The sequence below is a fragment of the Pseudomonas sp. DWRC2-2 genome (assembly GCF_049897885.1).
Lineage (GTDB): Bacteria > Pseudomonadota > Gammaproteobacteria > Pseudomonadales > Pseudomonadaceae > Aquipseudomonas > Aquipseudomonas azotoformans_A.
Genome location: NZ_JAFCXD010000012.1, coordinates 59,182 through 72,399, shown reverse-complemented (window position 1 = coordinate 72,399; position 13,218 = coordinate 59,182). Strand labels below are relative to the sequence as shown.

General features: G+C 61.7%; 13 protein-coding genes. 9 read left to right on the top strand and 4 right to left on the bottom strand.

Going from position 1 to position 13,218, the window contains the following annotated elements; all coding sequences use genetic code 11:
• Positions 1–231: 231 nt before the first annotated feature.
• Together ACP7EW_RS29940 and ACP7EW_RS29935 are read left to right on the top strand one after the other, a co-directional pair.
• Positions 232–456, top strand: coding sequence for a DUF2188 domain-containing protein (locus ACP7EW_RS29940; protein WP_426221702.1), 225 nt, complete (start codon positions 232–234; stop codon positions 454–456).
• Positions 457–1,029: 573 nt separating this feature from the next.
• Complete coding sequence (locus ACP7EW_RS29935) at positions 1,030–1,518, top strand: DUF1289 domain-containing protein (RefSeq protein WP_426221701.1); 489 nt, start codon at positions 1,030–1,032, stop codon at positions 1,516–1,518.
• A 1-nt stretch (position 1,519) separates the two neighbouring features.
• On the opposite strand, the gene mdeB is transcribed toward ACP7EW_RS29935, so the two are convergent.
• Positions 1,520–4,186, bottom strand: a complete 2,667-nt coding sequence (gene mdeB, locus ACP7EW_RS29930) for an alpha-ketoglutarate dehydrogenase (protein ID WP_426221700.1) — start codon at positions 4,184–4,186, stop codon at positions 1,520–1,522.
• Between the two features lie 192 nt (positions 4,187–4,378).
• Between mdeB and ACP7EW_RS29925 the strand changes: the two genes are divergently transcribed.
• From ACP7EW_RS29925 to ACP7EW_RS29915, 3 genes are all read left to right on the top strand, one after another.
• The gene (locus ACP7EW_RS29925) at positions 4,379–5,293 is read left to right on the top strand and encodes a class I SAM-dependent methyltransferase (RefSeq protein ID WP_038847916.1); all 915 of its coding nucleotides are present in this window, start codon (positions 4,379–4,381) and stop codon (positions 5,291–5,293) included.
• 149 nt (positions 5,294–5,442) lie between these two features.
• The gene (gene pcsA / locus ACP7EW_RS29920) at positions 5,443–6,162 is read left to right on the top strand and encodes a phosphatidylcholine synthase (RefSeq protein ID WP_426221699.1); all 720 of its coding nucleotides are present in this window, start codon (positions 5,443–5,445) and stop codon (positions 6,160–6,162) included.
• Between the two features lie 80 nt (positions 6,163–6,242).
• A complete protein-coding gene (locus ACP7EW_RS29915) occupies positions 6,243–7,022 on the top strand; it encodes a TSUP family transporter (RefSeq protein WP_426221698.1) in 780 nt (259 codons plus the stop codon).
• Here the strand turns inward: ACP7EW_RS29915 and nudC are convergent.
• Positions 6,990–7,823 carry an NAD(+) diphosphatase gene (gene nudC, locus ACP7EW_RS29910; RefSeq protein WP_426221697.1) on the bottom strand — a complete coding sequence of 278 codons (834 nt, stop codon included), beginning with the start codon at positions 7,821–7,823 and terminating at the stop codon, positions 6,990–6,992. The genes ACP7EW_RS29915 and nudC overlap by 33 nt on opposite strands.
• A 5-nt stretch (positions 7,824–7,828) precedes the next feature.
• Positions 7,829–8,641 (bottom strand): crotonase/enoyl-CoA hydratase family protein, encoded by an 813-nt coding sequence (locus tag ACP7EW_RS29905; RefSeq protein ID WP_038850151.1) that lies wholly within the window; start codon positions 8,639–8,641, stop codon positions 7,829–7,831.
• 192 nt (positions 8,642–8,833) lie between these two features.
• On the opposite strand from ACP7EW_RS29905, the gene ACP7EW_RS29900 reads away from it, so the two are divergent.
• The 4 genes from ACP7EW_RS29900 (at position 8,834) to ACP7EW_RS29885 (ending at position 12,599) form a co-directional block, all read left to right on the top strand.
• Positions 8,834–10,090, top strand: a complete 1,257-nt coding sequence (locus ACP7EW_RS29900) for a chloride channel protein (RefSeq protein ID WP_426221696.1) — start codon at positions 8,834–8,836, stop codon at positions 10,088–10,090.
• A gap of 76 nt (positions 10,091–10,166) precedes the next feature.
• Positions 10,167–10,721, top strand: a complete 555-nt coding sequence (locus ACP7EW_RS29895) for a UPF0149 family protein (RefSeq protein WP_426221695.1) — start codon at positions 10,167–10,169, stop codon at positions 10,719–10,721.
• A 199-nt stretch (positions 10,722–10,920) separates the two neighbouring features.
• Positions 10,921–12,177, top strand: a complete 1,257-nt coding sequence (aroA, locus tag ACP7EW_RS29890; protein ID WP_426221694.1) for a 3-phosphoshikimate 1-carboxyvinyltransferase — start codon at positions 10,921–10,923, stop codon at positions 12,175–12,177.
• A 32-nt stretch (positions 12,178–12,209) separates the two neighbouring features.
• The gene (locus ACP7EW_RS29885) at positions 12,210–12,599 is read left to right on the top strand and encodes a hypothetical protein (protein WP_016980323.1); all 390 of its coding nucleotides are present in this window, start codon (positions 12,210–12,212) and stop codon (positions 12,597–12,599) included.
• A gap of 1 nt (position 12,600) precedes the next feature.
• On the opposite strand, the gene ACP7EW_RS29880 is transcribed toward ACP7EW_RS29885, so the two are convergent.
• On the bottom strand, positions 12,601–13,200 hold the full coding sequence (locus tag ACP7EW_RS29880) for an NAD(P)H-dependent oxidoreductase (protein WP_426221693.1): 600 nt from the start codon (positions 13,198–13,200) through the stop codon (positions 12,601–12,603).
• Positions 13,201–13,218: the final 18 nt, after the last annotated feature.

The following is a 13,218-nucleotide window of genomic DNA, read 5'->3' as shown; positions in this document are numbered from 1 at the left end:
TTGACCGTACTGGTGAACAAAGCCCACCTATACGGGCCGTGATCGGGAAAACCACAATCACACAAGCATTTGAGGAAATGCGGGGCGTGATTATGGAGGACCTTCGAGCGGTGTCAACGGCTAATCGTCGGAGACAAGATTTGCAAGTCATCTTGGGCTCCAAAATTAACCCTACGAGCAGGCAAATCGTTTGCCTTAGCTCAGACATAAATTTTGAAGAGATCATTAATCATGTCTAAAAAAAATCAACATGTAGTCCCCCATGGCAACGACTGGGCCGTAAAAGGTGCAGGAAACTCAAAAGCCACGAAGGTCGTTGGTACCCAAGCAGAAGCAATTAAGATCGCCCGTGAGATCGCAATAAACCAGGAGAGCGAAATGTTCATCCATGGACAGAATGGTCAGATTCGCGAGCGCAATACTTACGGAGATGATCCATTTCCACCAAAGGGCTAAGTGCAATACTCCAAGGGTATATTTCTGGCGAGTCTGGAAACTAGCCTTTGGCCCATGAGCCGCCCTAAATCGGCTCATGGGAAACTTCTGTTTGAAGCCTGCGCTAGAACGATCGACTGCAAAGGTTCGCTAAACAGGTCATCCACGTTTACGAAGAACCGCTAAAGCAAGGCGCCGCAAAATACGCTTGGGAGCGTTGCCTGATTCGTGAATGACGCACGCATATAGAACGTGTCCGATTGATCCCGCCGCTTAGGGATGCGTAATCCAAATTACTTGATTCTGCCCGTATTGGTTCGACCAGAGTTAGCAAGCTCATATTCAAGGAATGTTATTTACCCGTATAGGCAGGGTACTGCGGGTAATATTAATGATGACTCCTGTATAGGCCGGGGTGGAGCACCCGGCGGCAATGCTGACCATCAGTGCCCCCTGCTAAAGCTCAAGGCTTTCAGCATGGTGTTCATACTATTCTCGTAGAAACGGAACTGTTTTTTTGTCCGCCTGACCACAGATAAACACCAAAAACACACGCTAACATCTTCGTCAAAAAATTGAACAATAGTCGTCTATATGCCCAATCAAACCATCAAGACCCCCTGCGTCGGCCTGTGCTCCACCGTTTACGGGGACCTGGTCTGCCGGGGCTGCAAGCGTTATCACCATGAAGTGATCCAGTGGAACGGCTACAACGCCAACGAGAAACAGGCAGTGTGGCTGCGCCTGGAGCAATTGCTGGTGCAGGTCATGGCCAGCAAGTTGGAGGTGTTTGATGCGCAGTTGCTGCGTCAGCAGCTTGAGACGCGCAAGATCCGCTTCATGCCGCACCAGTCGGCGTATTGCTGGGCGTATCAGCTGATTGCCCGGGGTGCGCGAGTGATTTCCAAGCTGGACGCGTATGGGCTGGCGTTGCTGCCGGAGTTTCGCGAGCGCAGCCTGGCGGATCTGCGGGATGCGATTGACCGGGAGTTTTTCCTGCTGTCAGAAGCGCATTACGAGCGGTATATCGCGCCGGGGTTTATCAGGGAGGCTTTTGGGCCCCCACTGATAGCCAGTTTCTGACTCAGCAATTCCAGGAGGCTGCGCGTTCGGCCTGCAGGTCATAACGCTCAATCGCCTCCTGGCACACCCGCGCCTCCAGACGCCCCTGCTCCACCAACGCCGTCAACGCCGCCAGCACGATGTGATGGCGGTCCACCTCAAAAAAATCCCGCAACGCCGCCCGTGTATCACTGCGCCCAAAGCCGTCAGTGCCCAACACGGTGTAGTTGGAATCCAGGTAAGAGCCAATCATCTGCGGCACGGCCCGCACATAGTCGGACACCGCAATCACCGGTGCGCCTTTGGGCAAGCATTCCTGCACATGGCTGATCCGCGCAGCGGCCTGCGGGTGCAGCCGGTTCCAGCGCTCCATCTCCCGTGCATCCCGCGCCAGCTCGCTGAAACTGGTGACGCTGAACACTTCACTCGTCACCTGCCAATCGTCCGCCAGCAACTGTGCCGCCGCTTGCGCCTCGCGTACCAACGTGCCGGACCCGAGCAGGCGCACCTGGGCATTGGTCGTGCCTTGCAGGCGGTACATACCTTTGATAATCGCCGCTTCAACCCCTTCCGGCAGGCTGGGCTGCGGGTAGTTTTCGTTCATCAGGGTCACGTAGTAGAACTCGTCCACCTCCTGTTCCAGCATCTGGCGCATGCCGTGGTCGAGGATCACCGCGAATTCCCCGGCGAACGCCGGGTCGTAGGCGCGGCAGTTGGGCACGGTGGCCGCGGTGAGGTGGCTGCTGCCATCCTGATGCTGCAAGCCTTCGCCACCCAGGGTGGTGCGCCCGGCGGTGGCGCCGAGCAGGAAGCCACGGGCGCGTTGGTCGGCGGCGGCCCAGATCAGGTCGCCGACGCGCTGGAAGCCGAACATCGAGTAATAGATGTAGAACGGCAACATGCGCAGGCCATGCACCGAATAACTGGTGGCCGCCGCGACCCAGGAACTGATGGCGCTGGCTTCACTGATGCCCTCCTCCAGGATCTGCCCGTCGGTGGCTTCGCGGTAGCTGAGGATCGAGCCGATGTCTTCCGGCTCGTAACGCTGGCCGACACTGGAATAGATGCCAATCTGCTTGAACAGGTTGGCCATGCCAAACGTGCGTGCTTCATCCGCCACGATCGGCACGATGCGCGGCCCCAGCGCCTTGTCCTTGAGCAGGTTGGTCAACATGCGCACGAACGCCATGGTGGTGGACATTTCCTTGCCGTCGGCCGCCGTGGCGAAGCCGGCGTAACCCGATACGGCCGGCACGCTGACCGGGGCGGCGACCTGGCTGCGGCTGGGCACGTAGCCGCCCAACGCTGTGCGGCGCTGGTGCAGATAGCGCAACTCCAGGCTGTCCTCGGCCGGTTTGAAGAAGCTCAGGGATTCGGTCTGTTCATCGGTCAGCGGCAATTGGAAGCGATTGCGGAAGGCGATCAACGCATCGCGGTCCAGCTTCTTCTGCTGGTGAGTGGTCATCTTGCCCTGCCCGGCCTCGCCCATGCCGAAGCCTTTCTTGGTCTGGGCCAGGATCACCGTGGGTTTGCCTTTGACCCGCCGTGCGGCGTGGTAGGCGGCGTGGATCTTGACCATGTCGTGGCCGCCGCGCTTGAGGCGGTCGATCTGCTCATCGCTCATGCCCTCGACCAGCCGGGCCAGGGACTCGCTCTGGCCGAAGAAGTGCTCGCGGTTGTAGGCACCGTCCTTGGCGGCGAAGGTCTGAAATTGACCGTCAACCGTGTTGGACAAAGTGTTGACCAGTGAACCGTCGGCGTCCTTGGCCAACAACGCATCCCAGTCCGAGCCCCACACCAGTTTGATCACGTTCCAGCCCGCACCGGCAAACAACGCCTCCAGCTCATCGATGATGCGCCCATTGCCGCGCACCGGGCCGTCGAGGCGTTGCAGGTTGCAGTTGACCACCCAGGTCAGGTTGTCCAGGCCTTCGCGGGCGGCCAGGGTCAGGGCCGACATGCTTTCCGGCTCGTCCATCTCGCCATCACCAAAGACGCCCCACACGTGGCGGTCGGTGGTGTCCTGCAAATTGCGGTGCTGCAAGTAGCGCATGAAACGCGCCTGGAAGATCGAACTGATGGGGCCGATGCCCATGGAACCGGTGGGGAACTGCCAGAAATCCGGCATCAGCCACGGGTGCGGGTAGCTGGAAAGGCCGCGTGCGCCCTGCGCGGGCCCGCCTATTTCCTGGCGATAGTGGGCCAGGTCGCTTTCGCTCAAGCGCCCTTCAAGGAAGGCTCGTGCATAGATGCCAGGCGCCGAATGTGGCTGATAAAACACCAGATCGCCGCCGAAGCCCTCGTTGCGGGCGCGAAAAAAGTGGTTGAAGCCGACTTCGAACAAGTCCGCCGCACTGGCGTAACTGGCAATATGACCACCCAGCTCGCCGTAGGCCTGGTTAGCCCGCACCACCATGGCCAAGGCATTCCAGCGCACCAGCGAGGCCAGACGCTCTTCGGTGGCGAGGTCGCCGGGGAATGCCGGTTGCTGCTCGACGCTGATGCTATTGATGTAGGGCGTGCCGTGGCGCGGTTTCCAGTCGATGGGCGGCGCACTGGCGTCCTGGGCCAGCAGGTCGAGGATCTGCCGCGCCCGCGCGGGGCCGGCGTGGGTGACCAGGGACGCCAGGGCGTCGCGCCACTCCTCCAACTCTTGCTGATCCATCACCGCATTCGTGAAACCGTTCATGGGCACCTCCGGGCTTTTTTTTCCAGTTTATGTCGGTGCGGGAGGATTTTTTGCCTGTTATCAGGCGCGCGCCGTTGAATTTTGAGCATGAATCACTGCCAATCGTGTTTTTGCCAGCACGTTATGCTCAAGCAGGACGATAGCCCGCAATTGTGTTTAAAATGCTGCCCGCTCAACGACCGACGTTTAACGATGACCCCAGACGCACTCGCCACCCTGCACACCCACCTGCTCGCCGCCCTGGCGACTCCGCCGGCTGAAACCCGCCGCCTGTTCCACGGCCGTGGCCGTTGCTGGCCGGGCCTGGAGCAACTGACGGTGGACTGGTTGCAAGGCGTGCTGCTGGTGGCGTTGTTCAAGGAGCCGGACGCTGCGCAGCTGGAAGCCTTGAAGCACTTGCTGCAAACCGAGTTCGGTACGTACACCATCGCCCTGCAACACCGTTACCTGCCGCAAAGCACCACCGAATGGCTGTCGGGCGACCCTGTCGACGAGTTGACCATCACCGAAGGCGGCCTGCGCTACCTGATCGACCTGGGTAAAAAACAAAATAGCGGGCTGTTCCTCGACATGCGTTACGGCCGCAACTGGGTACGCGAGCAGGCCAAGGGCCAGCGCGTTCTCAACCTGTTTGCCTACACCTGTGGCTTCTCGGTGGCGGCCATCGAAGGCGGCGCCGACCACGTGGTGAACCTGGACATGGCCCGTGGCGCCCTGAGCCGGGGTCGCGACAACCATCGCCTGAATGGTCATGACCTGAGCAACGTCAGCTTCCTCGGCCATGACCTGTTCAAGTCCTGGGCCAAAGTTACCAACAACGGCCCCTACGACCTGGTGATCATTGATCCGCCCTCCTTCCAGAAAGGCAGCTTCCTGCTGACCAAGGACTACCAGCGCGTGCTGCGCCGCCTGCCGGACCTGCTCACGCCACAGGGCACCGTATTGGCGTGCATGAATGACCCGGCCTTCGGCGAAGACTTCCTGATCGACGGTGTCACCCGCGAGGCACCGGGCCTGCGTTTTGTCGAGCGCCTGCAAAACCCGCCGGAATTTCCTGATATTGATGTGCGAAGTGGCTTAAAGGCATTGGTGTTCCGCCAGGGCTGATGCCGAAACGTCTTACGCTTGCTACGCTAAGTGAAACACCGGGGTGGTGAACCTTCTTACCCCCTTCCCGGTCGATACCTGCATTCCCCGGCCAGACTCGACGGCGTCACGTCGTCGGCTGCCCCGTTTCACCTTTTGGAGAACCGCCCGTGATATCGACCCTGCATGTAGCCAGACTCAAAGCCTGGGGCGCCCACGGCTTTACCGCCACCGGTGTGGTATTGGCCTTCCTGGCCACCCTGGCGCTGCTGGAAAACTCACCCAAGGCCTGCCTGCTGTGGCTGGGCCTGGCACTGGTGGTAGACGGGGTTGATGGCTCACTGGCGCGACGAGTGAATGTCAGCACGGTACTGCCGAGCTTCGACGGCTCGGTGCTGGACCTGGTGATTGATTACCTCACCTACGTGTTTATCCCCGCGCTGTTTATCTATCGCTATATCGACCTGCCGGAATTCACCCATCTGTTCACCGTGTCGGTGATCCTGGTGTCGTCGCTGTTCTGCTTCTGCAACGTCAACATGAAGAGCAAGGACAACTACTTCGTCGGCTTCCCCGCCGCATGGAATGTGGTGGCCTTGTGCGTCTATATCATCCAGCCGGAAGCCTGGGTCACCTTGCTCACCGTGATCGGCCTGGCCCTGCTGACCGTGACGCCGATGAAATTCCTGCACCCGTTCCGGGTGAAACGGTTCATGCCGATCAACATCGCAGTAACCACAATCTGGCTGCTGTGCAGCTTCTTGATGGTGATGGATTACCCGAACACCAACCCATGGACGTTTGGCTTGTGGTCGGTGATGTCGGCGTATTTCCTGGGGATTTGTATCTGGCGGACGGCGTTGGAGTGGCTGGAGAAGCGTCACGGTTGATACCGTTGCCGGTGGGTTGCAGGTAAGATGGCGCCTTTGGCGCAGCCCCTTTCTGCGCCCCGCCACTCTAAGCCCTGCCCATGCCCTTCGAACTCAGCGTAGACCTCACCACCCTGGCCATCCTGGCGGTTGTCGCCTTTATCGCCGGTTTCATCGACGCCATCGCCGGCGGTGGCGGTTTGCTCACCACCCCTGCGCTGCTCACCGCCGGCATGCCGCCGCACCTGGTACTGGGCACCAACAAGCTCAGCTCCACCTTCGGCTCGGCCACCGCCAGTTTCACCTTCTATCGGCGCAAGCTGTTCCATCCGCGCCAGTGGGTGCATGCCATCGTCGGCACGTTGATCGGTGCGTTGACCGGTGCCGTGGTCGCCCACTACCTGCCCGCTGAAACCCTGAACAAGATGCTGCCGGTGATTGTGTTCGCCTGTGGCGTGTACCTGTTGTTCGGTGGCACGCCCAAGGCGCCGCTGGACCCCGATGCGCCGATCAAGAAGAAATGGCAATCCACCCAGGGCTTCGGCCTGGGCTTCTACGATGGTGTGGCCGGCCCTGGCACCGGGGCGTTCTGGACCGTCAGCACGATGTTGTTGCACCCCATCGACCTGGTGAAAGCCAGCGGTGTGGCGCGCAGCATGAACTTCGTCAGCAACGCGGCGGCGCTGACGGTGTTCATCATCAATGGTTCGGTGGACTGGATCGTCGGCCTGGCCATGGGCGTCTCGGTGATGTGTGGCGCGTTCTTTGGCGCACGCAGCGCAATCAGCGGCGGCGCCAAATTCATTCGCCCGGTGTTCATCACCGTGGTCCTTGGCCTGACCGTGCGCCTAGCCTGGCAGCACTGGTTCAGCGTGGCCTAGGCGACGGGCCAGGTAGAGGTCGATCAGGTAACGCGCAATCGAACGTGACGCCGGCAACGGCGGCAAGTCGTGGATATTGAACCACTGCGCGTCTTCGATCTCGTCGGCCTGAGGCACGATATCGCCACCGGCGTACTCGGCATGGAAACCCAGCATCATCGAATGCGGGAACGGCCAGCACTGGCTGCCCATGTACTGGATGTTCTTGACCTCCACCTGCACTTCCTCGCGCACCTCGCGGATCAGGCAGTCTTCGGCCGACTCGCCCGGCTCGGCAAACCCCGCCAACGTGCTGTACACCCCCGTGACAAAACGTGGCGAACGCGCCAGCAAAATCTCGTCGCCACGGGTCACCAGCACGATCATGCTCGGCGAGATCCTCGGGTAGCTACGCAGGTCACAGGCCTGGCAATGCATCGCACGCTCACGTGGCACCTGGACCATTGGCTGGCCGCAACTCCCACAAAACCGGTGTTCCCGTGCCCAGGTGCCGATCTGCGCGGCATACCCCAACACTTTGTACAGCGTGTGGTCGCCTTGCAGCATGAAACCGCGCAGCCCTTGCCAACTGCAACCCGGCACTTCGGCAGAAGTATTGAGTTCCAGCAGGTACACCGGCTCGCCGTCGAGGTGGCCGATGCCGTGTTCGGCGAACACCGACAAATCCTGGCGCTTGAGCCATTCCCGGGGGAACAACGGGCCATTGGTGTCATGCAAAAAGCCGTCGCGGCTGCGGGCAACGGCCCAGCCGCCGGGGGTGTCGTTGTCCAGCAGCGTAGTGGTAATCCAGCCTGGGGTCATGTCAGTCAATCCACGAATTCGGGTTTCTGCTTACTCATATGGGCCGCGATGGCCACGCGCAGGTCGTTGGATTGCAACATAGCCGAGTTCCAGGTGGCAACGTATTCCAAGCCATCATTGACTGTGTGGTCACGCATGTAGCTGATCATGGCCTTGGTGCCGGTGACCGCAATCGGCGATTTGGCGGCGATTTCATGGGCGATGTCCATGACGCCGGCCAACAGGCTCTCCTGGTCGGGATAGACGCGATTGACCAGGCCGATACTGCGCGCCTCTTCAGCGCCAAATTGGCGACCGGTGTAGGCCAGTTCCCGCAGCATGCCATCGCCGATGATGCGCGGCAGGCGCTGCAGGGTGCCGACGTCAGCGGCCATGCCGATGTCGATTTCCTTGATGGAAAATTGCGCGCCCTCGGCGGCGTAGCGCATGTCACAGGCGCTGATCAGGTCGATGGCACCGCCGATGCAGTAACCCTGGATCGCCGCCAGTACCGGCTTGCGGCAGTTGTCGACGGCATTGAACGAGGCTTGCAGCTCCAGGATCTTGCGGCGCAGCAAGCGCGCGTTGCGGCCCACGTCCTTGCCGAATTCATTGGCCACCGAAGCCAGCATCATCAGGTCGATGCCGGAAGAGAAATGCTTGCCGGCACCGCTGAGCACCACGGCGCGCACGGCGTCGGTGTCTTCGACCCACTGGAAGATGTCGATGATTTCGGTCCAGAACACCGCGTTCATCGCGTTGATTTTTTCCGGACGGTTGATCTGCACATGGGCAACGTTGCCGGTGAGTTCGACGACGAAAGCTTGGTATTCGGACATGGCAGTGATCCCTGACTGGCGAGTGATAAGGCCCGAACTATAACAAGGGAACGTGACGGCACATCGGCCAAAAACGGGACGGGCAAAGGTAATGGAATGTTGTGGCCGCGCGGTTCATGCAGCGCCGATACATTTCATCCAGGGCGGCCGATTTATCGGCTATACAATCAGGACCATTGCCTGGAGCCGCCTATGCCGACCACGTTTCGCTCATCCTTGATCCTCGCCCTGGTGGTCGTGCTGACCGGCATCGGCGCCGGATTGGGCGGAATGTTGCTGGCGTTGTTGCTGCATGGCATTCAGCACCTGGCCTACGGTTATAGCCTGGACAGCCTGGTCAGCCATGAAACCTTCCTGCTGGGCGTGACGGCGGCGGCACCGGAGCGGCGCTTGCTGGTGCTGGTGGTGTGCGGCCTGGTGGCGGGAGTGGGCTGGTGGGTGATTTATCGCTATGGCCGGCCGTTGGTGAGCATCAAGCAAGCGGTGTCGGAAAAGATGCCGATCATGCCGCCCAAGACCACCCTCGCCCACGCCTTGCTGCAGATCATCACCGTGGCCCTGGGTTCGCCCCTGGGCCGTGAGGTGGCACCACGGGAAGTCGGCGCGTTGGCCGCCACCTGGTTGTCCCAGCGCGCGCGACTCGACCCGCAGATGCATCGCTTGATCGTCGCCTGTGGCGCCGGTGCGGGCCTGGCGGCGGTGTACAACGTGCCGTTGGGTGGCGCGGTGTTCGTGCTGGAAGTGCTGGTGGGCGCATTCAGTTGGCCGGCGGCGGTGATTGCACTGGCGACCTCGGCGATTGCGGCCTCGGTGGCGTGGGTCGGGTTGGGTGCGCAATCGCAATATGTCGTTCCGCACTTCGTGTTGAACCCTGCCCTGATCGCATGGGCGGTGGTCTGCGGCCCGGTCTTCGGCGTGGCGGCGTACGCTTTCACGCGGCTCACTGGCAAGGCGCGGGCGAATGCCGCCAGGGGCTGGCGCCTGCCGGTGCTGTCATTGATCAACTTCACGATCATCGGCGGCCTGGCGATGCTGTTGCCGCAGATCCTAGGCAATGGCAAAGGCCCGGCGCAGCTGGGTTTCGACAATGAACTGACCATAGGCCTGGCGGCATTGTTGCTGGTGGTCAAAGTCCTGATCACCACCAGCAGCCTGCGCGCCGGCGCCGAAGGCGGCTTGCTCACCCCCGGCCTGGCCAACGGCGCCTTGCTGGCGATCCTCCTCGGCGGCGCCTGGAGCCTGGTGTGGCCCGGCGTGCCCCTGGGTGCATTTGCAATCATCGGCGCCGCCGCCTTCCTGGCCGCCAGCATGAGCATGCCGTTGACCGCGATTGTGCTGGTGGCGGAATTCACCCGCATCGACCATGACTTCCTGGTGCCGATCATCCTCGCAGTAGTCGGCTCGATGTGCGTCAGCACGCTGTGCAAGCACTGGGAAAATGCTGGATAAAACCCCGCACACACGCCATCCTTCGCGCTTTAAGCCGCCCCCATTGGCGGCGTTCGACGTTTAAAGGATATGCCCCATGCAGACCCAACCCCTCACCCCCGCCGAATTCGAATTCATCGAAAACACCCTGCTCAAGTACGGCGACGACCACTCGGTGCTGAACCTGGCCGAACTCGACGGCTACTTCACCGCGCTGGTCTCCAGCCCGGTCCAGGTGGACGTGGCCGAGTGGTTCCCCGCGATCTGGGGCGGCCAGAACCCGGAATGGGACAACATGGACGAAGCGCAAAGCTTCCTCGAACTGTGCGTGCGCCACCTCAACACCCTGGCCGCACAACTGTCCACCGATGCCAACAGCTTCAACGCCCGCTTCGAAGAAACCGAACACCAAGGCCACCCCGTGACCCTCGCCGAAGAATGGTGCTTTGGCTACATCCGCGGCGCCGCCATCGGCAACTGGCCGGAACTGCCGGCAGAACAGGCTGCACTGCTGGAAAAAATCTCCTGGTGCGCCGAACAAGACAACTTCGAACTCCCGGCCGACCTGGATGTGCAAGCACACCAGCAACGCGTCAGCGAAATCGAACCGGCAGCGCGGGAGCTGCATGATTACTGGCTGGCGAAGCGGTAACAGCCTGCCGGCGTATCTGAAAGACCGAGGCGCCTGCATCGCAGCGATGCGGCGATCCGACAAGCCAGCTCCCACAGTTGGAACGATATACACCCAGTAAATATAAGCGGCCGTGCCCCCAAGCTCGACAAGCACCACCCCTATACCCGATTATTCAACTCCGCCCGCCGCCCGTGCCATGAATCAGGAGCCCTGTACCTTGAGTTCGCAGAAAACCGTGACCGTCACCCCGCCCAACGTCCCCCTCAATGGCAAGGTCGCGCCCCCCGGCTCCAAATCCATTACCAACCGCGCCCTGCTGCTCGCCGCCCTTGCCAAAGGCACCAGCCGCCTCAGCGGCGCGCTCAAGAGCGACGACACCCGCCACATGTCCGTGGCCCTGCGCCAAATGGGCGTGACCATCGACGAACCCGACGACACCACCTTCGTCGTCACCGGCCAAGGCAAACTGCAACTGCCGCCGCAGCCCCTGTTCCTCGGCAACGCCGGCACCGCCATGCGCTTCCTCACCGCTGCCGTCGCCACCGTGGAAGGCACCGTGGTACTGGACGGCGATGACTACATGCAAAAACGCCCAATCGGCCCGCTGCTCGCAACCCTCGGCCAGAACGGCATCCCGGTCGACAGCCCGACCGGTTGCCCACCCGTGACCGTACACGGCGTCGGCAAGATCAAGGCCAAGCGTTTCGAAATCGACGGCGGCCTGTCCAGCCAATACGTATCGGCCCTGCTGATGCTCGCCGCCTGCGGCGAAGCGCCGATTGAAGTGGCGCTGACCGGCAAGGACATCGGTGCCCGTGGCTACGTGGACCTGACCCTGGATTGCATGCGCGCCTTCGGTGCCCAGGTCGAAGCGGTCGACGACACCACCTGGCGCGTGGCCCCCACCGGCTACACCGCCCATGACTACCTGATCGAACCCGACGCCTCCGCCGCCACCTACCTGTGGGCCGCTGAGGTGTTGACCGGTGGCCGCATCGACATCGGCGTGGCCGCCCAGGATTTCACCCAGCCGGACGCCAAGGCCCAGGCCGTGATCGCGCAGTTCCCCAACATGCAGGCCACAGTGGTGGGCTCGCAGATGCAGGACGCCATCCCGACCCTGGCGGTGCTTGCGGCGTTCAACAATACCCCGGTGCGTTTCACCGAACTGGCCAACCTGCGGGTCAAGGAATGCGACCGCGTACAGGCCCTGCACGACGGCCTCAACGAGGTCCGCCCTGGCCTGGCGACCATCGAAGGCGACGACCTGCTGGTGGCCAGCGACCCGGCCCTGGCCGGCACCACCTGCAACGCGCTGATCGACACCCACGCCGACCACCGCATCGCCATGTGCTTTGCCCTGGCAGGGCTGAAAGTCTCGGGGATCCGCATCCAGGACCCGGACTGCGTGGCCAAGACCTATCCTGACTACTGGAAGGCCCTGGGCAGTCTTGGGGTTCAGTTGAGCTACTGAAGGCTCGGCGTCGGAATGGGGAGGCAAAGCACATGACCATCCGCCAACCCTGCCCACCCGGCGCCTGCGTCTGCGACCGCGAACAACTGCTGCAAGCGCCGGGCGCCGACCTGCGTATCCTCAACCTGACGCGCCAGGAAGAGAAAAAACTGCTCGACCGCCTTGAACACCTCAAGAGCCTGCAAGACCTGGAGCGCATGCAACAGCTGATGTACCAGCAATTGGGCATCCGTGTGCACATCGCGCCGGGTCACACCGAGGTCAAGAGCATGCGCGGCATCCAGATCGTCATCGACGAGCTGCCGGGCCTGTGTCGCAAGACCCGCCAATCGATCCCGGCCGCGATCCGTCGAGGCCTGGAGAATCAGCCGGAAATCGCTTACCGCCTGTTGGACGCCCACGATTTGTTTCGCGAAGGTTGAATCAACCGGCGACTGTTTGCGTTTCGAACAGCCCCTCGCCCAACGCTCTGGCCTTTTCCAGATGCGCCTGCGCCCCGCCGCTTTCCGAATCCAGCAACAGCGCTGACGTGACCACCTGTGCGCCGCAGTAATCGAAGATTCCGTAGTCAATTTGCGTGCGCATGGACTTGGCGTAGCCATGTCGATCAAACGCGTCGTCATCGGCAGCGCCCAGGGCCAGCAGATGGACCTGCAAGTGGCGCAATTTCTTCACCACCGGGGTATCGGGGCCGTAATCGATGGCCCAGCCGTTGATGAACACGCGGTCGATCCAGCCTTTGAGCAGTCCCGGCATGGACCACCAGTAGATCGGGAATGCCAGCACCAGTGCGTCGGCACGGTCGATACGGGCCTGTTCAGCCAGTACGTCGGCTGGCGGCGTGGCGCGCGTGCGGTGTACCCGATGGTCGGCGGCGTTGTAGCGCGGGTCGAACCCTTCGGCGGCGAGGTCGGCGATTTCGAAGGTGTGGCCCGACGCAGCGAGGCCGGCGGCGACCTGGGCGGCCACGCTGTGGGTGAGGGATTGTGGGTCGTGATGAGCAACAACGATGAGCGCGTGCATGACAATGACTCCCTGAGA